At 27.0% G+C, this 20,570-nt stretch carries 22 protein-coding genes; 21 read left to right on the top strand and 1 reads right to left on the bottom strand.

All coding sequences use genetic code 11. The features are described from left to right. Positions 1-170 precede the first annotated feature (170 nt). The 15 genes from folB (at position 171) to HW276_RS06140 (ending at position 13,191) form a co-directional block, all read left to right on the top strand. Positions 171-521: a dihydroneopterin aldolase gene (gene folB, locus HW276_RS06205; protein ID WP_147003643.1), complete on the top strand. Its 351-nt coding sequence runs from the start codon at positions 171-173 to the stop codon at positions 519-521. Between the two features lie 14 nt (positions 522-535). Beyond that, positions 536-1,033 (top strand): 2-amino-4-hydroxy-6-hydroxymethyldihydropteridine diphosphokinase, encoded by a 498-nt coding sequence (folK, locus tag HW276_RS06200; RefSeq protein WP_178937820.1) that lies wholly within the window; start codon positions 536-538, stop codon positions 1,031-1,033. Between the two features lie 345 nt (positions 1,034-1,378). Further along, the gene (gene folE, locus HW276_RS06195; protein ID WP_178937819.1) at positions 1,379-1,984 is read left to right on the top strand and encodes a GTP cyclohydrolase I FolE; all 606 of its coding nucleotides are present in this window, start codon (positions 1,379-1,381) and stop codon (positions 1,982-1,984) included. Positions 1,985-2,062: 78 nt separating this feature from the next. Beyond that, entirely contained in the window at positions 2,063-3,442 is a 1,380-nt protein-coding gene (locus tag HW276_RS06190; protein WP_178937818.1) for a folylpolyglutamate synthase/dihydrofolate synthase family protein, read from the top strand. A 266-nt stretch (positions 3,443-3,708) separates the two neighbouring features. Further along, positions 3,709-4,791 carry a dihydropteroate synthase gene (gene folP / locus HW276_RS06185; protein WP_178937817.1) on the top strand — a complete coding sequence of 361 codons (1,083 nt, stop codon included), beginning with the start codon at positions 3,709-3,711 and terminating at the stop codon, positions 4,789-4,791. A gap of 165 nt (positions 4,792-4,956) precedes the next feature. Further along, positions 4,957-6,054, top strand: a complete 1,098-nt coding sequence (locus HW276_RS06180) for an RNA-guided endonuclease TnpB family protein (protein WP_178937816.1) — start codon at positions 4,957-4,959, stop codon at positions 6,052-6,054. A 432-nt stretch (positions 6,055-6,486) separates the two neighbouring features. Beyond that, positions 6,487-7,281: a M48 family metallopeptidase gene (locus tag HW276_RS06175; protein ID WP_178937815.1), complete on the top strand. Its 795-nt coding sequence runs from the start codon at positions 6,487-6,489 to the stop codon at positions 7,279-7,281. Positions 7,282-7,323: 42 nt separating this feature from the next. Further along, the gene (gene dusA, locus HW276_RS06170) at positions 7,324-8,304 is read left to right on the top strand and encodes a tRNA dihydrouridine(20/20a) synthase DusA (protein ID WP_370464629.1); all 981 of its coding nucleotides are present in this window, start codon (positions 7,324-7,326) and stop codon (positions 8,302-8,304) included. Positions 8,305-8,607: 303 nt separating this feature from the next. Then, complete coding sequence (locus HW276_RS11815; RefSeq protein ID WP_255460369.1) at positions 8,608-9,033, top strand: formate/nitrite transporter family protein; 426 nt, start codon at positions 8,608-8,610, stop codon at positions 9,031-9,033. A gap of 22 nt (positions 9,034-9,055) precedes the next feature. Further along, positions 9,056-9,358 carry a formate/nitrite transporter family protein gene (locus HW276_RS11810; RefSeq protein WP_255460367.1) on the top strand — a complete coding sequence of 101 codons (303 nt, stop codon included), beginning with the start codon at positions 9,056-9,058 and terminating at the stop codon, positions 9,356-9,358. A 77-nt stretch (positions 9,359-9,435) separates the two neighbouring features. Then, complete coding sequence (asrA, locus tag HW276_RS06160) at positions 9,436-10,500, top strand: anaerobic sulfite reductase subunit AsrA (protein WP_178937814.1); 1,065 nt, start codon at positions 9,436-9,438, stop codon at positions 10,498-10,500. Continuing rightward, entirely contained in the window at positions 10,497-11,369 is an 873-nt protein-coding gene (gene asrB, locus HW276_RS06155) for an anaerobic sulfite reductase subunit AsrB (protein ID WP_178937813.1), read from the top strand. The genes asrA and asrB overlap by 4 nt, the downstream gene beginning before the upstream one ends. Before the next feature lie 42 nt (positions 11,370-11,411). Beyond that, positions 11,412-12,389 (top strand): sulfite reductase subunit C, encoded by a 978-nt coding sequence (gene asrC, locus HW276_RS06150; RefSeq protein WP_178937812.1) that lies wholly within the window; start codon positions 11,412-11,414, stop codon positions 12,387-12,389. Positions 12,390-12,428: 39 nt separating this feature from the next. Next, positions 12,429-12,572 (top strand): hypothetical protein, encoded by a 144-nt coding sequence (locus HW276_RS06145; protein WP_169458045.1) that lies wholly within the window; start codon positions 12,429-12,431, stop codon positions 12,570-12,572. A 193-nt stretch (positions 12,573-12,765) separates the two neighbouring features. After that, positions 12,766-13,191 carry a hypothetical protein gene (locus HW276_RS06140; protein WP_178937811.1) on the top strand — a complete coding sequence of 142 codons (426 nt, stop codon included), beginning with the start codon at positions 12,766-12,768 and terminating at the stop codon, positions 13,189-13,191. Positions 13,192-13,459: 268 nt separating this feature from the next. Here HW276_RS06140 and HW276_RS06135 read toward each other — a convergent pair whose 3' ends face one another. Beyond that, on the bottom strand, positions 13,460-14,641 hold the full coding sequence (locus HW276_RS06135; RefSeq protein ID WP_255460366.1) for an IS110 family transposase: 1,182 nt from the start codon (positions 14,639-14,641) through the stop codon (positions 13,460-13,462). Between the two features lie 286 nt (positions 14,642-14,927). Between HW276_RS06135 and HW276_RS06130 the strand changes: the two genes are divergently transcribed. From HW276_RS06130 to HW276_RS06105, 6 genes are all read left to right on the top strand, one after another. Next, entirely contained in the window at positions 14,928-15,464 is a 537-nt protein-coding gene (locus HW276_RS06130) for a HEAT repeat domain-containing protein (RefSeq protein WP_178937810.1), read from the top strand. Further along, entirely contained in the window at positions 15,461-15,637 is a 177-nt protein-coding gene (locus HW276_RS11805; protein ID WP_255460365.1) for a hypothetical protein, read from the top strand. Before HW276_RS06130 ends, HW276_RS11805 begins: the two co-directional genes overlap by 4 nt. A 442-nt stretch (positions 15,638-16,079) precedes the next feature. After that, positions 16,080-16,754: a hypothetical protein gene (locus tag HW276_RS06120; protein WP_178937809.1), complete on the top strand. Its 675-nt coding sequence runs from the start codon at positions 16,080-16,082 to the stop codon at positions 16,752-16,754. Positions 16,755-16,760: 6 nt separating this feature from the next. Next, positions 16,761-17,099, top strand: a complete 339-nt coding sequence (locus tag HW276_RS06115) for a transposase family protein (RefSeq protein WP_178937808.1) — start codon at positions 16,761-16,763, stop codon at positions 17,097-17,099. Next, positions 17,096-19,741 carry a hypothetical protein gene (locus HW276_RS06110; RefSeq protein WP_178937807.1) on the top strand — a complete coding sequence of 882 codons (2,646 nt, stop codon included), beginning with the start codon at positions 17,096-17,098 and terminating at the stop codon, positions 19,739-19,741. Before HW276_RS06115 ends, HW276_RS06110 begins: the two co-directional genes overlap by 4 nt. A 24-nt stretch (positions 19,742-19,765) precedes the next feature. After that, complete coding sequence (locus HW276_RS06105) at positions 19,766-20,569, top strand: hypothetical protein (RefSeq protein ID WP_178937806.1); 804 nt, start codon at positions 19,766-19,768, stop codon at positions 20,567-20,569. Position 20,570 lies beyond the last annotated feature (1 nt).

Here is a 20,570-nt window from a genome sequence, read left to right as displayed (position 1 = left end):
TGATTAAATTTCTTTTTATATAGATACTATTTATTTTTAAAGTTTTATGTGTTAAAATAATAATAGTATATTTAATTAAATAGAAAGCAAAAAAATCAAATGTAAAAAATACTGTGTTTATCGTTAGGTTTTTAGAATTATAATAATAAATAAAAGTGAAGGAGATTTAATTGTATAAAATAAAAATTAATAATATGAAATTTCATTCGTATATAGGTGTTTACGAAGAAGAGAAAAAAATTGGGCAGAACATTGAAATTGACTTAATTATATCGCTTTCAAAAGAAATTATTAAAAATGATGATATAAATAGTACGTTAAGTTATGGTGACTGTTATAGGAAAATTAAAAAGATTGTAGAAGAAAGTAATGTTGATTTGCTGGAGACGTTGGCTTTGGATATTATTAAGGAAATAAAGAAATTGAATGAGAATATTGAAGATGTTCAGGTAAATATTAGAAAATTGGCAGTTCCGATTAATGGGATTTTTGATAGTGTTGAAATTCAGATAAAGGATTAGGCGGGAGTGAAAAAATGGAGCAAAAAAATAAAGTTTATTTAAGTTTAGGTGGAAATATTGGAGACAGGAAAGAGTATATTCAAAAAGCTGTTGACATGATTGGAGAAATTGATGGAATTAAGATATTAGAAAAGTCTGGATTGTATGAAACGACTCCAGTTGGATATTTGGAGCAGGATTTGTTTCTGAATGGAGTAATTAAAATTGAAACTGAATTTTCAGCAAGGGATATTTTGAAAATTATAAATAAAATTGAAATTGAACTGGATAGAAAGCGTGAAATTAGATGGGGACCGAGAACAATTGATATTGATATTTTGATTTTTTCAAATAAAAAAATAAATGAAACTGACTTAATAATTCCACATAAAGAAATGTTAAATCGACTATTTGTTTTAGTTCCATTAATTGAAATTTACGATGGAGATTATTTTGGAAAAGAAGTAATTGCTAAAAGAATAGATGAACTGCTTAAAATAGGAGATCAGAAAATACAAAAGGTAGAAGGATAATTTTTTGAATATATAATTAATTTAATTTAAAAAATGATTTGAAAAGAATTACATAAATAAATATATTTTTTTGTAGTTGCGTTAGTAATAATATAATATTATTAAAAAGAAGAGAAATATAGTGTTTGTTGTAATTCTTATTCTTATATTTTTTAAATTTTATATTTTTATTATCGGACGTATTTATTTTTTAATTAATACATTTTATACATGATATTCTATCACCAATTTGATAATAATTACACTACAAAATTAAAAAATTAAATTTTTTAGAATTTTTTTTAAAGAATATAAAATTAGAAACTAAACTTAATTTATTTAAAACAAAAGAAAGGAAAAAATGTAATGGGGAAAAACAAAAATAATTTAGATAAAGAAACAAGGCTAAAAAATATAGAAAATGCGGTACGTGAAATTTTAATAAATGTTGGAGAAGATGTGGATAGGGAAGGGCTTATTGAAACACCGAAAAGAGTTGCTAAAATGTATGAGGAAATTTTGAGTACAAAAAATGTAGATGATTTTGAAAATTATAAATTATTCGATGTAGATTTGGGGGATTCGCAGGAGATGGTGCTTGTGAAAGAGATTCCGTTTTTTTCAATGTGTGAACATCATATGTTGCCATTTTTTGGGAAAGTGCATGTTGCCTATATTCCACAGGATAATAGGGTTATTGGGCTTAGTAAGATTCCTAGATTAGTCGAATTTGTTTCTAGAAAATTGAGTGTTCAGGAAGAGATTACTGTGAATGTGGCTAAGAAACTGATAGAGATATTGAATCCGCTGGGAGTTGCGGTTGTAGTTGAGGCACGGCATATGTGTATTGAGATGAGAGGGGTTAATAAGATTGGGTCTGTTACTAGGACTTCATTTTATAGTGGGGAATTTAAGGAAAATGCAGACAGGAAGAGAGAGTTTTTGGATGGTATAAGAGATGGGAAATTTTAGTTTCTTGTTAAATTTAAATAAAAAAATTAAGTTATCTAATAGATTTAATAAATTTTTATAAAAATGGGAGAAGAAATGATGAAAGAATCATTGTATGGAGAGAAGAAAAGAGTAAGACTGCTTGCGGAAATTTTGAAAAAAATGGATAATCCAGTTAATGATGTTAAGGTTATTCATGTTAGCGGAACAAATGGAAAAGGTTCTACTTGTTATATGATTAACAGTATTTTATGTGAAATGGGGTATAAGGTTGGATTATTTACAAGTCCGCAAATATTAACAGTTTATGAATTAATCAAAGTTAATGGAACTGAAATTACAAAGTTAGAATTTGAAAATTGTAAAGGTGTACTGGAAAAAGTTTTAAAAGAATTGGATTTGGATTTAGAAAGTGATTTGTCATATTTTGAAATGGTATTTTTGATTGCAATGATACATTTTAAAAATAAGGATGTGGAAATGTTGATTTTAGAATGTGGACTTGGTGGTGAACTGGATGCGACTAATGCGGTTCGTAGGATTGATTATACCATTTTTACAAGGATTGGGATTGATCATAAGAATTTTTTGGGAAATACGATTGAGGAAATTTGTCGAACTAAGTCTAAAATTATGCGAAAAGATAGCAATGTGATAGTTGCTCCAAATCAGAGAGATGTTGTTTATGAAATTTTGAAAAAGGAAGCTCAAAATAAAAATTGTAATATTTTTTTGACGGATGAAAATATAAAAGTTTACGAATTGATGAATGCAGAGGAAAAAATTGTTGAAAATAGTGGAAAGAAAATTACTGGAAATGAAAATTCTGATTTTGCAGATTATACAGAAGTGGAAGCTGAAATAATTGGAAATTGTAATTTTGAAAAAAATTTAAAAAATAAATATTTTTTTAGATTTGGTTTAAGAGGAGAACAGCAACTGGAAAATTTGGCTACAGTTTTGGCTTGGTATTTTAGATTTTTTGAGGATTTGGAAAATAGGAAATCTGAAGAAATATTGGATAAGGCTTTAAGAACGTTGAAAATACCAGGACGAATGGAAAAAGTTGGAAAAATTAAGAACGTTTATTTGGATGTGGCACATAATGAGGACAGTGTTGAGGCTTTTGTGAATTATGTTGGGGGAAATTTTCAGGATAGGAAAAAAATTTTTGTGGTGGGATTTTTGAAGGATAAGGAAGTGGAAAAATGTGCTAATCTTTTGAAAAAAGCTGGAGATAATTTTATATTGACAGAACCTAAAAATGAAGAGAGAAAACTGGATTCACAAATTTTGAAAAAATATTTTGAAGATAAAAAAACTGAAAATCCTGAAAATATAATAATTTCTGAAAAAAACATTGAAAAGGCTTTTTTAAAAGCATTGGAATTAAGAAAAAATGAGGATGAATGTATTTTTGTGGTGGGATCGTTTTATTTGCTTGGGGAAGTGAAACGAGTAATTAAGAGTTATTTTTAATGTAATAAACTTGTTTTGAATTTATAATTATTTTTTTACAAGTTATTAAATAAATATAATATGTTTACTATAATACAATAAATAAGAAAAGTTAAATTAATTAAAATTCTATATTGTTTAAAATCTAGAAAAAAGATAACAACAATTTTTATCTTCTTAATTATCTGAAAGGTATTAAATTTTTTGATTTTTATGAATGATTATAAAATAATTAAGTTAAAAAGTGAAAAATAAAAAATATATACAGAGAAAGGGAAAATGTTGAAATGATTAAAATTAATGAAATAAAAAATAGAGATTCTAAAAATATTGTTATTGAATTTGATGGGGAAAAAAATGAATTGAATAAATTTGGAAATTTTTTGGAAGATAAAAATGTATTTTCTTTTAATCAAGATAAAAAGATTGTGGGAATTTTTAAATATTCTGAGTTAAAGCAGTTGTCTGAAATCTTGAAAAAGGAAAATAATTTTGAGTTTGAAAATGGGATTAATAAATTGGAAGATATTTTGCAAAGGGATAGGATGATTTGGAAGGGGAATAATTTTGAGTTTGATTTGACAACTGAGTCGGTTATTTATTCAATTTTGAATATTACTCCAGATTCATTTTATGATGGTGGGAGAAATTCGAGCATAGATAAGGTTTTGAAGAGAATCGAAGAAGATATTAGAAATGGGGCTAAGATATTTGAGTTTGGGGGAAAATCATCGAAGCCTAATTTTGATGATATTTCGGCACAGGAAGAATGGAATCGGATTGAAAAATATATTGAAGCTGTGAAAAAGGAGTTTCCAGGTATTGTACTGGCTTTGGACAGTGATACTGAAGAAGTTATTGAAAAAGGATTGAATACTGGAATTGATATTATTAATGATTTTAATGGGTTTACTTCAGAAGGAAAATTGAAATTAGTTGAAAAATATAAGCCTGCATTAGTTGTTATGAATAATGGAAGATTTGATAAAATTCCAAATTTGAAGAATTATTTGGAAGATTATTTTGACAAGAGAGTAAAGGCAATTTTGGAAACTGGGATTGAAAAGGAAAAAATTTCGATAGATCCAGGAGTTGGGTATTCTTCAAATAATAGTATGAATACTCCTGAAGATATGGAAAGAATTAAATCGGTAAAATATTTGCGGGATATGAAGCTGCCAATGATGGTTGCAATTTCAAGAAAGAGTTTCAATGAAAAGATATTTGGATTGACATTGGAAGAAAGACTGATGGGAACGTTGATATTTGAAAGTTTAATGGTGCAGGACGGGGGAAGAATTTTGAGAGTACATGATGTGAAGGAAACTAGGGATATTTTGAATATGCTGGAAGTTTATAATAAATTTTAACAAAAAGATAGCAAGAAGTCTCCGACTTCTATAAGTGAGAGATGAATTGCTTTTTTTGTAAAAAAAATTGAAAAAAGGATATGCCTGTGATACAATTTTTGTATATAAAATATCGAAGAGAAATAATTAAAAATAATATTCAAAATCAAAAGGAGGTGTAATTTCATGAAATATAATTTAGCATTCAAATACAGAATTTATCCAAATAAAGATCAAGAATTATTGATAAACAAGACTTTTGGATGTGTTCGTTTTGTCTACAATACGATTTTGTATATTGCTAATAAAATTTATGAAGAAACTGGAAAAAATAAAATAATTACACCTGCCAGTTTGAAGAGTGAAAATCAATTTCTAAAAGAAGTAGACAGTTTGGCACTTTCAAATGCTCAATTAAATGTAAGACGATCGTTTACGAACTTTTTTCAGAAGAGAGCGAAATTTCCAAAGTTCAAATCTAAAAAGAATAATGTTAAAAGTTACACGACAAATTGTGTGAACAATTCAATACGAATTGAGGAAAAAAAATATTTAGTTTTGCCAAAATTGAAAAGAATAAAATTAAAATATCATAGAGAAATACCAAAGAATTACAGAATAAAGTCGGTAACATTGACAAACTGTAATGGAAATTACTATGTTTCTGTTTTGACGGAATTTGAAAAAGAAATTCAAAAAAATCCAAGTAATGATAAAGTGATTGGACTTGATTTTTCGATGTCTGAATTATTTATCAGTTCTGAAAACCAAAGGGCTGATTATCCAAAATATTTTAGGATGTTGGAAGAAGAATTGAAAAAATTACAGAAATCATTATCGAGAAAAGTGAAATTTTCTAAAAATTGGTATAAGCAAAAAGCGAAAATATCAAGATTGCATGAGTATATCAAAAATTGCCGAAGAGATTTTTTGCATAAATTATCGAAAAAATTGTCTGAAGAATACAATGCTGTGGTTGTCGAGGATTTGAATATGAAAGGCATGAGCCAGGCATTAAATTTTGGGAAAAGTGTAGGAGATAATGGATGGGGAATGTTTTTGAGAATGCTTGAGTATAAACTGATGTTTTTAGGGAAACAATTTTTGAAGATAGATAAGTGGTTTCCATCGTCGAAAACTTGCAGTAAATGTGGAAATATTAAAGAGGAACTGAAATTATCAGAAAGAAGTTATAAATGTGAGTGCTGCGGGATTGAAATTGATAGGGATTACAATGCGGCACTGAATATAAAAAATATTGGAAAAGCAATGTTGAAATATTAAAAAATAAAAGAAGACAGGGTAGGAACTACCCGAAGAGCTTGGTAAATATATTTGGCTAACAAAAGCAGATACTTCCCAAGAAGCTCCCGCTTCTAAAAGCGGGAGTAGTTCACTAAAAATTGAAAAATTGAAACATTTTATTTTGTGTGGTATAATAAAAAAGTGTAAAATTGAAAAATAGAAAAGTTTAAATTGTTAAATCAATCTTTTTGAAAACTTTACTGTATGTAGAAATAAAGATTAAACTTTTTAAAATTATATATTTTAAGTTTGACAAAATAAAAATTTTTAGTAAAAGAATTTAAAAATCAGAAGTTATAAAAATTTAATAATGGGAAGAAGGAGTTTTGATATTTTATTAATTCAAAAAAATTATTTTTGTTAATATTTTTAGACTTTTGAAAATGAAAGATAAATGGGAGGAATCTAGAAATGAAAAAATATTCAAAAATATTATTTTTAATTATAGCGGTAACAATGATTTCCAGTTGTACGGTAGCACCGCTTACAGGAAGAAGACAATTAAAATTGGTTAGTGATGAAAGTGTGGCAGAAAGTTCAATTTCTTCATACAGAGAACTTATTCAACAGGCTGGAGCTAAAGGGCTATTGGCAAATAATACTCCTGATGGGCAACGGTTGAGAAGAATTGGCGGAAGAATGTCGGCGGCAGTTGAAAAATATTTGAATGAAAATGGGATGTCTAAAAAAATATCTGGTTTACAATGGGAATTTAATTTGATAAAAACGAAAGAAATAAATGCATTTGCTATGCCAGGTGGAAAAATTGCTTTTTATACTGGAATAATGCCAGTCTTGAATAGTGATTCTGGAATTGCCTTTGTAATGGGGCATGAAATTGGACACGTTATTGGAGGACATCATGCTGAGGCTTCAAGTAATAATGCTCTTGCTGGAATTGCGGCAGGTGTGACAGATGCGTTGACAGGTGGAAATATTATATCTTCTTTAGTTTCCGATGGACTTTCTATTACTCTTTTAAAATTTAATAGAACTCAAGAATATGAAGCAGATAAATACGGAATGATATTTATGGCAATGGCTGGCTATAATCCATCTGAAGCAATTACGGCTCTTGAAAGAATGGATTCGATAGGTGGAAGTCAAGGTGCAGAAATTTTATCTACACATCCATCGGGAAAAAACAGAATTGAAGCAGCTAGAAAATTTTTACCTGAAGCAATGAAATATTACAATGCAAAATAGATAATAAAAAAAATGTGAAAATCAAATACGAAAGGAAATGCAGTGAAAAATAAGATAAGTATAGCTCCGATGGTTGACAGGACAGATAGAAATTTTAGAAATTTTGTGAGAATGATAAACAAAGATGTTTTATTGTATACAGAAATGATAACGGCACAGGCAATTCTTAATGGAGATTTGGACTACATTTTGGGATTTGATGAAGTGGAACATCCAATTGTGCTGCAAATTGCGGCAACTAATCCAAAAGAGGCTTATCAGGCTGTAAAAATTGCTGAAAGATATGCTTATGATGAAATTAATCTGAATGTTGGATGTCCATCAGATAGAGTTTCGGGAAATATGATGGGTGCTTATCTTATGGCATTTCCAGAAGAAGTTGCAAATATTGTAAAAGCAATGAAAGATGCAACAAATAAGCCAATTTCTATAAAGCATAGAATTGGAATTGATGGAAAAAATATATTACCTGATATTTTTGAACGAACATTGCTTGACAAATATGAAGATATGATGAATTTTATTCATATTACTGAAAAAGCTGGAGTAAATAAATATATTATTCATGCACGAATAGCGATATTGGCTGGACTTGATCCAAAACAAAACAGAAGCATACCGCCACTTAGATATGATGAAGTTTATCGTGTGAAAAAAGAAAATCCTAATTTGCATATAGAAATTAATGGTGGAATAAAAACAGTTGAGGAAATTGATGAGCATCTAAAACACGTGGATTCTGTAATGCTAGGTCGTGAAATTTATGACAATCCTATGATTTTGACTGAATTTGAAAAATATTATGGAAGTGAAGAGAAAATAAATATTACACGTAAAGAAATTATCGAAAAGATGATTCACTATGTTGAAAATATGGAAAGGAAGAATCTTCGTCCACATTTATTTTTAATGCACACTCATGGATTGTTTCATAATGTACGTGGCAGCAAGGCTTGGAAAAGAGCAATTAATGAGACAAATGCAAATTCTGAAACATTAAGAAAATTGTTAAAAGAAATGTAAAATTTTAGATAGTAAAAAGTCTTAATAGGTTTAGCATAAATTTAAATTATTTGATCGTTGTTGTAAAAGGCAGCGATTTTATTTTTATTTATACGAATCAATAATTAGAAAATCAAAATATTCTAAATACAAATATAAAAAAAATATTTTTTTTGTGGACTTTTTATTATAATTATGTAATAATTTAATGAAAACAAATTATGAATTTTTTCACAAATAAATTTGATTTAAAAAAGAAACTTTTATAAAGACAAAAAAAATTAGAAAGGAGATGTGGTAAGTTATCTTATCACGATATAAAAAATGAGAAATAATCAAACTTTGGAACAAGTGTCAAATGCTGCGGAAAGTAAGGTTCAGTTACTAAAAAATTCTAAGGGAAAATATTTTTTATCGGCATTTATGGCAGGGATGTTTATTGGATTGGGGATTTTGTTGACATTTACGGTTGGAGGAGTTAGTAGCGGATTGCCAACTAATAAAATTCTTATGGGAGTCAGTTTTGGGATAGCACTTAGTCTTGTAGTTGTGTTTGGAACGGAGCTTTTTACAGGAAATAATATGGTTGGAGTTACAGGAATGTTAAATAAGGCAATAACTTTTAAAGATATGATTTTTATGTGGATAGCGGCTTATATTGGAAATGTTGTTGGATCAGTTGTACTTGCCATTATATATGTGTTTTCAAATTCTGCTTCAAAGCCTGTTGTAGATTGTTTCAAAAGCTAAAGTTGCAGCTCTGCCGCAAGAATTGTTTTTTAAAGGAATTTTATGTAATATTTTAGTATGTCTTGCTGTTTTGGCTGGAATAAAGTTAAAGGAAGAAACTGCTAGGCTAATAATGGTTTTTTGGTGTCTTTTTGCATTTATCACTGCTGGATTTGAGCATAGTGTTGCTAATATGACGCTTTTAATGATGGGAATCATGTATAAAGGAATTACTTTGAATGGATATTTCTATAACTTGCTGTTTGTAACTTTGGGAAATATTGTTGGTGGAGGCTTTATTGGGTATGCCTGTTATTATTTGGGAAAAAAAGAAATAAAAAAATAAGAATAAAAAATTGAAATAATTGGAGAGAATATAACAAGGGGCTTAATCCTTTGTTTATGAAAAATTTAGGAGGAGTAATGAAAATTAGCTTAAATCGTGAAAATTTTAATTCAGCACTTGAAAAGCTGAAGAGGGAGTATAAAATATATGCCCCAATTGAAATACCATTTCGTGGGACATTTTCAGATACTTCTGTAATTAGATATTCTGAAATTGATAAGATTGAAGAAATATGTTTTGATAAAAAATCTCATTTTTCAGCAAAGGAAGTAATGCTGCCAATAACACAGACAATGTTTTACTTTACAGAAGATGGATGTACAATGCCTAAAGAGCAGGATGAAAAGTATCTTATTTTTCTTAGAAGTTGTGATTTACATTCTGTAAAAAGAGTTGATGAAGTTTATTTAAACAACAAATTTTTGGATATTTACTATAAAAAAGTAAGGGATAAAGTAAAATTTGTAGTATTTGGATGTCCAAATTCGTTTGAAAACTGTTTTTGTGTGGATATGAAGACTAATAAGACTGATGAATATAATATTGGGATAAAAGTTACAGATGATAAAATATTTGCCGATATAAGAGATGATGAATTAAAGGCATATTTTGATGAAGTTATTTCTGAAAATAAAGAAAATAGTAAAATAAATGAAAATGTAGAATTTGAAATGGAATTTGTGAAAGATAATGAAATTCACGTAGATATTCCAGATAACATTGAACTTTCCGATATTATAAATTTAGATTTATGGCGTGAATATGACAGCCGTTGCATAGCTTGTGGAAAATGTAATTTCGTTTGTCCAACTTGTACTTGTACGACAACGCAAGATGTGTTTTACAGTGAAAATGACAATAATGGAGAGCGAAGAAGAGTGTGGGCTTCGTGCCATGTAAATGGGTTTACTGATATGGCTGGTGGACATTCGTTTAGACAAAGACATGGAGATAGAATGAGATTTAAAGTCATGCATAAAATTTCTGACTTTAAAAAGAGATTTGGTTATCAGATGTGTACTGGATGTGGACGATGTGATGATGCTTGTCCTGAATATATTTCATTTTCAAATTGTATAAATAAACTAAGTGCGGAATTAAAAAGAATTTCAGCTGAAAAAAGAGGTGAAAAATCAGAATGAATACTAATACATTAAATACAATAAATATGGATGAACAGGATATAATAGATATGAATGTATACTTGCCAACTGTTCACAAACTTTTATTCATTGAAAAAGTTACAGAGCTGGAATGGCTATTTCGTGTAGAATATAAAAATGGAAAAGTAAATGCTGGGCAATTTATGCAAGTTTCGCTGCCAGGAGTTGGAGAATCTCCTATTTCTGTTGCAAATTTTGATTTAAAGGAAGGTTATCTTGATTTTTTGATTAGAAAAGTTGGGAAGGTTACAGATAAGATTTTTGAATTAAAGGCAGGAGATAGAATTTTTTTAAGAGGTCCTTATGGAAATGGATTTCCAATTGAGGAATATAAAAATAAACATATTGTAATGGTCGTTGGAGGAAGTGGAATTGCACCAGTTCGTCCGATTATTGAATATTTTACAAAACATCCTGAAAAAATGAAGTCTTTTAAAATAATTGTAGGTTATAAAAATTATGAAAGTGTTATTTTTGAAAAAGAATTTTCACGTTGGAGAAAAAATATTGAAATTTTAGTCACTTTGGACAATGCTGAAAGTGCAAGAAATTTAGGAAAAACGGAAAATGAGTTTCACGAAGGAATGGTGACTAAATATATCCCAGATTTGAAAATTGAAAATATGGATGAAACTGAATTTATCGTAGTGGGACCGCCAATAATGATGCATTTTGCTTGTCTTGAAATTTTGAAATTAAATGTGCCAGTTGAAAAAATATGGGTTTCATTTGAGAGAAAAATGTCGTGTGCAGTTGGGAAATGCGGGCATTGTAAAATTGATGAGACATACATCTGCTTAGAAGGACCTGTATTTAAGTATGATAAGGCACAAAAATTGTTGGATTAAAAAAATTTTTAGAAATTTGAATTTAAGAAAGAAGGCAATAAAATGAGTATTGATTTAAATAGAAAAGTTGTTACAAAAAATGCATATAGAGTGACAAAAGACAGATCAAAAACTGCACTTCGTGTAAGAGTTCCAGGTGGAGCAGTTACAGCGGAAATAATGGGCTTAGTTGCAGACATAGCAAATACTTACGGAGATGGAAATGTGCATATTACAACTCGTCAAGGATTTGAAGTTTTGGGAATCAATTGGAAGGACATTGAAAAAGTCAACAAAATGGTTCAGCCAATTATGGAAAAATTGGATATTAATTACAAGGATAAAGATAAGGGATATGCGGCTGCAGGGACAAGAAATGTGGCAGCTTGTATTGGAAACAAAGTTTGTCCAAAAGGGGCCTACAATACAACTGAACTTGCAAAAAAAATAGAAAAAGTAATTTTCCCAAATGATTTTCACTTTAAAGTAGCTCTAACTGGTTGTCCAAACGACTGTCAAAAAGTGAGAATGCACGATTTTGGAATAATCGGAATGGCAAAACCTGAACTAGACGAATCAAGATGTGTTTCGTGTGGAATGTGTGAAAGAAAATGTAAAAAAGTATCAACAGGAGCAATTTCATATAAAAATTATAAACCTGTGAGAGATCATCAAAGATGTATTGGCTGTGGTGAATGTGTTTTAAACTGTCCAACAGGTGCATGGACAAGATCACCTAAAAAATATTATAAACTTGCAATAATGGGAAGAAGTGGAAAACAAAATCCAAGACTTGCTGAAGATTGGCTATTTTGGGCAGATGAAGAATCAATTATAAAAATTATGAAAAATACTTATGAATACGTTGACAAATATATTGATAGAAGCCTTCCAAAAGAGCATATCGGTTATATTGTTGACAGAACTGGATTTGAAGAATTTAAAAAATGGGCTTTAAAAGGTGTAAATTTACCTGAAGAAACTGTTATGGTAAATAATATTTATTGGGGAAATGGTATAAAATATCAAGGAATATTGTAAAATATTTTAAATATGAAAGAAGTGATTTGAATGTCTTGGATGGATAAATATAAAAAATTAAAAAATGATTTTAACAAAAAAGATTATCATGGTGAAGATCCTAGTGAAGTTAATGAATATGATGAATATGACGAGTATGAAGAACATCAAGATAAGGATAATGATGATTGTGATAAAGATTAACTTATAAAAATAATAAATTTGAACTGTACTTGGTTTTTGAATAATAGAAAGTACAGTTTTTTTATTTAAATTTAAATATTGAAAAATTCTATATATTATAGAAATTTATAATAATTTTATGTTAAAATATTAGAGTAAAAATAGAAATTATTTATGATGAGCTGAAAAACTTTTAGAATAAAGGGTGATTATAATGGAAAATTTTTGGAAAAAAGAAGAAAGTAATATAGAAATACAAAATATTGAAATTTTAAACAATGGAAAAATAGAAAAAAGTAAACTATTTTTATTAGAAATTGAAGATGAAATTAATTTGAAAATAGAAATTGAAAATATGGTATATTTTTCAAAAAGTGATAATATATTTGATTCTGTTGTAGAATTACGAAAAAAATTAGAATTAAAAAACATTTATTTACTTTGTAATGCTTCGGTTATTAATGTTTATCCTTCTGGAATGCAAAAAGAATTTGGAGGGACAAAGGCGTATAAATTACAAATGGGAAAACAAGCAACTTTATCTGATGTAGTAGATATTTTTGATTACGATAGTGAATTAAAAATTGGCAGTGTTAAGGAACAAGAAGAATTTTTTGAAACTTGGATAGAAAGTTTTTAATGAGAAATTGTTATTTTGCGTTAAGACATATTACCAAATATGAACAAAAATAACAATACATTGTCAATACAACGAAACCATAGAGAAAGTTTTGAAATTTACCAAAATAATAAAGAAATATACTTAATCCAAATAAAATATTTCAAATTAAGAAAGACTAACTATAAAAAGTCAAGCATAAATTTTAAAGTTTTTAGATAAAATTTATTGAAAAATTTATGCACAACAAAAATACCTGTCAGTTAGGTTAATGTATTTTCAATTTATTCTATTTTTGTTCTACATAAGGTTCATTCTTTTTTAGTACTGCATAAATAACATGGCACATTTTACGGGCAACTGCATTTACAGCTACTAAATGATGCTTTCCTTCCTTGCGTTTTTTGTCATAAAAATCTTTAAAGATGGTGTCATTCGTACTTGCAACAAAAGCAGCTTGAAACAAGGCTTTTCTTAGGTGTGTTGAGCCACGTTTGCTTAAATGTCCATGCTGTCCGTCAGATTGTCCTGACTGATTAACAGTTGCATCTAAACCAGCATATGCGACTATCTTCTTATCGCTGGAAAATTTGTTGATGTCGCCTAATTCAGCGAGTATGACAGCTCCTGTCACATAGCCTATGCCAGGTATTGTAAAAATTGGTGTATTCAGGTCTTTTACAATTGATTCTATTTCATTCTCAATGAGTTTTGCCTGATCTTCGATTACCTTAATCTGTTCAATTAAGCATTTAATCTGTATAGAATAGGAACTAAGGGCAAATTTAACTCCAAAAGAAGATTGGGACATTTGTTTAAGACTGTTTAATTTAATAGTTGCAGATTTTTTTAAGGTAATATTCCTTAAAACTTTTTCAAAATCTCTTGTCTTAAGATTTTTAAAATCTTCAGCAGTATTGAAGTTAAGCAATATTTCTTTGGAAGTTTGTCCAAAAATATCACTAAAATATGATGAATATTCAGGAAAAACTAGATCCAGGTTGGCAATAATTTTTCTTTTCAGATCACCAATTTGCTTGATTAAAGAATGTCTAAATCTAGTCATATTACGAAAATTTAAATATTTTTCATCGGCAATGGAAGAAGTTTGAAAGTTTCCAAAGCGGATAAAGTCAGCAATCAGGACAGAGTCGCTGCTATCTGTCTTACGTTTTCTGATCTCAGTTGCATGATGCCAGGCATCAGTTTGAATGGGATTTATAACAATAATATTGAAATCTTTTTCTGAAAGGTATGAGTATAGGGCTAGCCAGTAATGTCCAGTAGCTTCCATACCGATGATGATATCATCTGTAGAATATTTTTTTAATTTGTCAATTAAGGAATCAGCCCCATTGCTGGAATTAGAAAAAGAACAGGCTTTAAAAATAGAGTTGCCGTTATCATCAATTAATGACGCAACATGATTATGCTTAGCAATATCAATGCCTAGGAAAAACATAAAAAACATACTTTCCGTTAATATATTTTAGATAGAAGTCCTCAAGAGCTGATAAAAGTCACTACCTTGTTCAAAATGCGAAGTACACAGGAAGCGTCAACATCTAACTAATCCGTAAACACTTTATCAGAAGAGGCATCACTCTTTCTAACGAAGTTAAAACAACAAGGAAAAACCGATGTCACTCTATCTAATTAAGTATATTATATAAATAAAAAAATATATAATCAATATAAAAAATTTAAAGAAAGGAGCTTGTATAATGTAACTATATTATACAAGGAAATAATAAAAAATGGAGAAAAATAGTCTTGAAGAATTGAAAAAATTAATGTTGAAAAAATATAGAAAAGAAATAAGCTTTCAACAATTACAAAAGGAATTTTTAAAAAATGATGATGAAAGAATAGAGTATATAAAAACAGAGTTGGAAAAAGCATGTTATGAAAAAAATGGAAAAAGTATGAATACTCTGATTTTAGCAATATATATGTTTGAATTATATAGTGAAAGATTTGTTGACATTTTATGTAAATTGACTAAAGAAAAATGGCATGGAAAACATGAAGACATAGTATTTTATCTCCAGCAACTAGAATTACCTTCTACGATAGATTGCATTTATGAATTAGCAATTTCAAATTTTGAAAAATACCGTTGGGATGATAATTTTGCATTAGTGAGAAAATGCTGTTTTGCTTTAGGAGATATAAACACTCCTAAGGCAAAAGAAAAATTGGAACTATTGTTGCAAAGTGATGAAGAAATGATAAGAAAACATGCAATGGAGCAATTAAATAGATGTGATTTCACAAATAAGGATGTTGAATGAAAGGATTAATTATGAAAAAAGAAGAGGAAAGAAATATTTACGCAGTATTTGATGAAAAGACGATAAAAGTTTATCAGGCGTATAATAATGAAATGAAGTTATATAAAAGAGAGTGTACAGAATTTTGTGTAAACTCAAAATATAATATAAGGTGTGTAAAAATTTTTGTGTAACCCTTCAAATATTGTTATTTTACCGTACATTATTTAGATATTATAAATCTTTTTAGTAGATTAAACCTGAATTTAATTTTTAATTTTTAAATAGAAAATAGTGTTAAATATAATAGCTTGATAATATTTTTTTGTTCTAATCAATATACTATTTAATACGTTTTTTTTGATTTAATGTATAGTTATTGGATTTATTTAAAAATATTGTATAAAAGTAAATAATGGGGTATAATAGTAACATAAGACTTAAAATCAAAGTATTTAGTATAGAAATTTTCATATAAAATTTAAAAACTTATTTTAACTGTAAGGGTTAAAGACAAACTTTTTTTGAAAAAAATTGAAGATTTCTTAAGAGAAGTAAAAAGTCTACAGTAATAATAAATATAAAGAAAGGAGTGTGTGATATTTTATATAAATAATATATTTATCATACAAAAAAATGGAAGAAAGTAATAAATTATACGAAAGTAGAGTACATTATAATTATACATATAGATTTAATTCATTTTTTAAAAAACAAAAATATTATTATGAATGGATTACAAAAAAATATGAAAATAAAAAATTTTATAAAAATTTATCAGAGGAGTTAAAAAATTTTGATTCATTTCTTGATGTAAAAGATGAACTGGTAAGTAGAGATTTACAGGATTATATCGAAGAACTAAAAAATATAAATTTGAATATAGAAATAGAAAAAAACCTTCATCCTTTTAGATTAAAGAAAATAGAATTTAAGAAAGAATATATAGAAACTTTAACACTATTTCTTTCAAATTATTACAGTATAACATCCAAAAATATACTTCAAATTGAAAAAATAAGTAGACAATTATGTATATCTTCTTGTGATCTAGATAAATATATAAAGAAAGCTCATAAAGAAAATAAAATGGATATTGAAAAATTTATTGAAGAAATATTGCTGAAGATAAAAAAAATGAAATTTACAGAAAAAGAAATAAGGATACTAAAATTAGATTTTATGATTTTTAATTTTTATCAAAACTCGGAAATGAATTATTTTGAAAAAAAAATTCTAGAAGGTCTAGAAACTAATAAAAGAGAAATTAGATATCTTAAGAAAGAAATAATAAAAAATTTAGGCAAGTGATGAAAAATGATTAATAAAAATATGTCAAAATTAAAAGAAAAAGATTATATACGATTGTTTGGTGTTTCAAAAGAAGTCTTTGAAAAAATGTTGAAAGTTCTAGATAATAAAAAAATTAGTTTAAGATCTAAATTAAGTACTACTGAAAAACTAATTATTACAATTTTGTATAGTCGTGAATATCGTACGCTGGAAAATTTAGCATTTGAATATGGTGTTTCTCAAAGTACTGTTTATAAATATATAAAAGATACTGAGAAAATACTTCTTGAAGAAAATTTTTTGTTACCAAGTAAAAAGAAATTAAAAAAGATTTTAAATAAAAAAATAGGAGGAAAAAAATGAATAATGAAATTACAGTAAAACATAATGAACAAGGAGAAAATGTAGAATTCGTATATAAGAATAAAGAAGCAATAAATTTCTTTAGATTTTTTTCTAATGATGAAGTTGAGATAGTTGATTTAGAAAATGAGGATAAAAAATATACAATTAGACATTATGAAGATTTAAAAAAAATAAAAGGAATGACATATGATGATAATGAAAATTTATCAAATTACATAAAAGAAAAAATAACACAAAAAGATAAAGAACGAATTTTAGATATAATTAGACCTTTGGAAATAGAAGAGATTGACGAAGAAGTTCCTGAATTAAATTTTTTTGATTATACAGAAAATTATTTACTTGGAACGTCAAGTATAAGTAAAAATTTTTTAGAAGATAAAGAACAAGGAATTTGGGCAAATTTTGGAATTAGAAAGTTAAAAATTGAAATTAGTAACTTAGAAAGATATAAACATTTAAAAATAAAAAATTCTTTAAGATTTTTTCAAAAAGATAATGATTCTCTTGATGAAGAAATAGAAGCAATTTCCAAAAATTTATATTTTGAGGAAGGAAAGTTAATACTCGATATTGAATTAAATTCTAATTCTTTCATAAAGGAATTTAAAGAAAAAGAACAATATGCAAAATTTAAAGGAAATCTAGAATTAAAATTAGAGGAGAATGAGGGAAGTTTAACTATTTGCTTTCCAATACAAATAATTTTTCATAATACTGATTTAGCAATGGAAAAAAATAAAGGAATTATAAAAAATACTGATAGAGTATCAATAGATTTTGGAACTTCGTCTACTTGTGTAGCTATTTCTAATAGTGGAAGAATAGAGTTTATGACATTGTCATCAGAAAATGAGATAGAAGAAGGATATAATAAATATGAAAATCCTACAAATATTATGATTTATAGATGGGGAGATTTATATAAACAATGGAAAAATGAAAATAAAAATTTACCATTATTTTATAGAGGAAATAAAGAAGATAATGATGAAGGGAAAAAAATAAATTACGATTCTGGTTATACAGTAAAAGAATTAATAAAAGATGCTAATAAAAAAGAACTCAATTCTATATTAACTCAAATAAAATTAATACCTTATGAATTAGAAAAAGAAACAACTTTAACACTAGTTTCTTTGTTAAAAGAAGATAATAATGAGAAAGATGTTATAAAGTTAGTAAATGATTTTGAACTTCAAAATGATGAATCTTTTGATCCAATAGCTTTTTATAGTTATCTATTAGGAAGAACCATTAACAATCCAAACAACTCAAAAATTTATACTAAATTTTTAGTTACTTATCCTGTAAAATTTAATGAACAATTGAGAAAGAAATTAAAAAAATCTATTGAATACGGATTAAAAAGATCATTGCCTATTTCTTTACAAAATGCAGTTGATGAAAAAAGAAGACCAATATTTAGTGTAAATATGAAATATTCTGAACCTGTAGCATATGTAGGAGCTATTTGTGGTAATTATTTAAAATTAGATAAAAATCCTAGAGAGTATTTTGCAATATATGATTTTGGTGGAGGAACTCTTGATTTTTCATTTGGAATATTTAAAGAAAGTGAAGATGAGGATGATGATGCTGTTATTGAGATATTAGGTGTAGATGGTAATGAAGAAATTGGTGGAGAAAGACTTATAAATAGAATGTCTTACTGGATATATCAAGATGAAACTAATATTGAATCTTTTAAAGAAAATAAAATACCATTTCCTAAACTTAGAGAAGAAAAAATAACAGATGGAATGCAAGAAAATTTACTAAATAATTCAGTTGTTGCAAAATTAAATCTGATTATTGTAAATGAAGCAATCTCTAGATTGCTATTTGAAGGTAAAGAAGATGAAGTTGCTGATACACTTTCATTATCACTATATACAATAACTGGAAATGAGACTGTTGAAGTAAATGTAACTACAAATAAAGATGTAATATTAGATAAATTGAGAAATGTTCTTGAAGAAAATGTTAATCATTTCTTTAATGCTTTAAGATCATCGTTTGAAAATAATATTGACAATATAAAAGAAAATGATAAGTCAATAAATTCATTTGAAGATATATTAAAAAAAGTAAATATATTTAAATCGGGAAATGCAGTAAAAAATAAAATATTGAGTGATCTTATTGAACAAAAATTTCCTGAAAACAAAATATATTTAGTGGATGAAACAAATCCATATTCTGAAAAAATAGAAGAAAAGAAATATGCAATTACTCCAAAAACAGCAGTTGCTTATGGGCAATTAAATATAGAAACTTTCACATTAGATGACAGTAATATAAAAAATAAAGTATTTGCTTGGAATGTGTATAAATTTCTTCCTAAAAATGGAGAATTAAGAGTTATTATTTCAAGACAAGATAAAGAAAATGATTGGAAACTTTTCTCAAAAATTAAAAATGAAAAAGCTGTAATATATTTTTCAAGTGATTTTAAAGAAGAAAAAAATGATGTATTTGAAATGCCGTTAGAGTTTGATGAAGAAGAAAATGGTAAATTTTTATACATAAGAGCTTTTAGAGACGATGAATTAGAATATATTGTTAAAGAAAATAAAGAAGAGGATATTTTAGAAACATCTGAGATAAAAAGAGTGGTTTTAAAGAATAATAATTAAGTGAAGATTTAGAAGGTGAAAATAATGTCTGATGTTATTAATAAGATAATAAAATTTCTTACTGGTGAAGATATTAATGAATTAAAAAGAAAAATAGAAAGATTAGAAAGAGAAATTGAAAAACAAAAAAATGAAAATAATTTTTTGAAATTTCAAAATTTAAAACAACCAGTCCAGGAAAATTCAAGAGAAGATTTAAAAAAAAAAGAAGAAAAAGTTAAACTAGAAAATTATTTTAAGGAAAATTGGAATAAAAGAGAGAAAGAAATACTAGATGAAAAGGAACAAGAAATAGCCAAAAGAGAAAGTATCTTTAAGAAAAATATAGAAGAATTGAACTTAAAAATAGAAAATTTGAATAATCAAGTGAAGGAATACTCAAAGATGGAAGAAATTTTATATAGATATAAACCGTTGGTACAGAAAATGTCAAAATGTCCTTCATTGATATTTTTTAATAATAAAATTAAATCAGAAAATGAAAAAGAGGGCCTTTTAAAGTTTGTTGAAATTTTTGGAAATGGAGAAGATTTTTTAAGAGATTTATATAAAGAGCTTAAACAAATTAAAGTGACTGAAAAAGAACCATTGACAAATGAAGAATTAGAATTTATTAAAGAAATAAATAAATATTTTAAAAATTATTTATTGGCGACAGAAGATGTTTTAATAATTGTAAATCCAGGTGAAGATAGATTTAATAAGGGAATAATGCAAGATATATTAAAAGCAAGTGATTTTAATTTTAAAACAGTAGAAACTTTTTATGTTCCAGGAGTAAAAACAAAATCATATACAATGAAAGCTATTGTGAAAGGAAGAAAATAGA

This window comes from Leptotrichia sp. oral taxon 417, from assembly GCF_013394865.1.
Taxonomy (GTDB): domain Bacteria; phylum Fusobacteriota; class Fusobacteriia; order Fusobacteriales; family Leptotrichiaceae; genus Leptotrichia; species Leptotrichia wadei_A.
This window is presented reverse-complemented; position numbering and strand designations above follow the sequence as displayed.

Coding starts and splice junctions, on each gene's coding strand:
- HW276_RS06110 (WP_178937807.1), top strand. CDS start 17,096: ATGAATAATGAAATTACAGTAAAACATAATGAACAAGGAGAAAATGTA.
- asrA (WP_178937814.1), top strand. CDS start 9,436: ATGAAAATTAGCTTAAATCGTGAAAATTTTAATTCAGCACTTGAAAAG.
- folE (WP_178937819.1), top strand. CDS start 1,379: ATGGGGAAAAACAAAAATAATTTAGATAAAGAAACAAGGCTAAAAAAT.
- HW276_RS06130 (WP_178937810.1), top strand. CDS start 14,928: ATGGAGAAAAATAGTCTTGAAGAATTGAAAAAATTAATGTTGAAAAAA.
- HW276_RS06180 (WP_178937816.1), top strand. CDS start 4,957: ATGAAATATAATTTAGCATTCAAATACAGAATTTATCCAAATAAAGAT.
- HW276_RS06105 (WP_178937806.1), top strand. CDS start 19,766: ATGTCTGATGTTATTAATAAGATAATAAAATTTCTTACTGGTGAAGAT.
- HW276_RS06120 (WP_178937809.1), top strand. CDS start 16,080: ATGGAAGAAAGTAATAAATTATACGAAAGTAGAGTACATTATAATTAT.
- HW276_RS06135 (WP_255460366.1), bottom strand. CDS start 14,641: ATGTTTTTTATGTTTTTCCTAGGCATTGATATTGCTAAGCATAATCAT.
- asrC (WP_178937812.1), top strand. CDS start 11,412: ATGAGTATTGATTTAAATAGAAAAGTTGTTACAAAAAATGCATATAGA.
- HW276_RS06140 (WP_178937811.1), top strand. CDS start 12,766: ATGGAAAATTTTTGGAAAAAAGAAGAAAGTAATATAGAAATACAAAAT.
- HW276_RS11805 (WP_255460365.1), top strand. CDS start 15,461: ATGAAAGGATTAATTATGAAAAAAGAAGAGGAAAGAAATATTTACGCA.
- folP (WP_178937817.1), top strand. CDS start 3,709: ATGATTAAAATTAATGAAATAAAAAATAGAGATTCTAAAAATATTGTT.
- asrB (WP_178937813.1), top strand. CDS start 10,497: ATGAATACTAATACATTAAATACAATAAATATGGATGAACAGGATATA.
- HW276_RS06190 (WP_178937818.1), top strand. CDS start 2,063: ATGAAAGAATCATTGTATGGAGAGAAGAAAAGAGTAAGACTGCTTGCG.
- HW276_RS11815 (WP_255460369.1), top strand. CDS start 8,608: ATGAGAAATAATCAAACTTTGGAACAAGTGTCAAATGCTGCGGAAAGT.
- HW276_RS06175 (WP_178937815.1), top strand. CDS start 6,487: ATGAAAAAATATTCAAAAATATTATTTTTAATTATAGCGGTAACAATG.
- folK (WP_178937820.1), top strand. CDS start 536: ATGGAGCAAAAAAATAAAGTTTATTTAAGTTTAGGTGGAAATATTGGA.
- HW276_RS06115 (WP_178937808.1), top strand. CDS start 16,761: ATGATTAATAAAAATATGTCAAAATTAAAAGAAAAAGATTATATACGA.
- HW276_RS06145 (WP_169458045.1), top strand. CDS start 12,429: ATGGATAAATATAAAAAATTAAAAAATGATTTTAACAAAAAAGATTAT.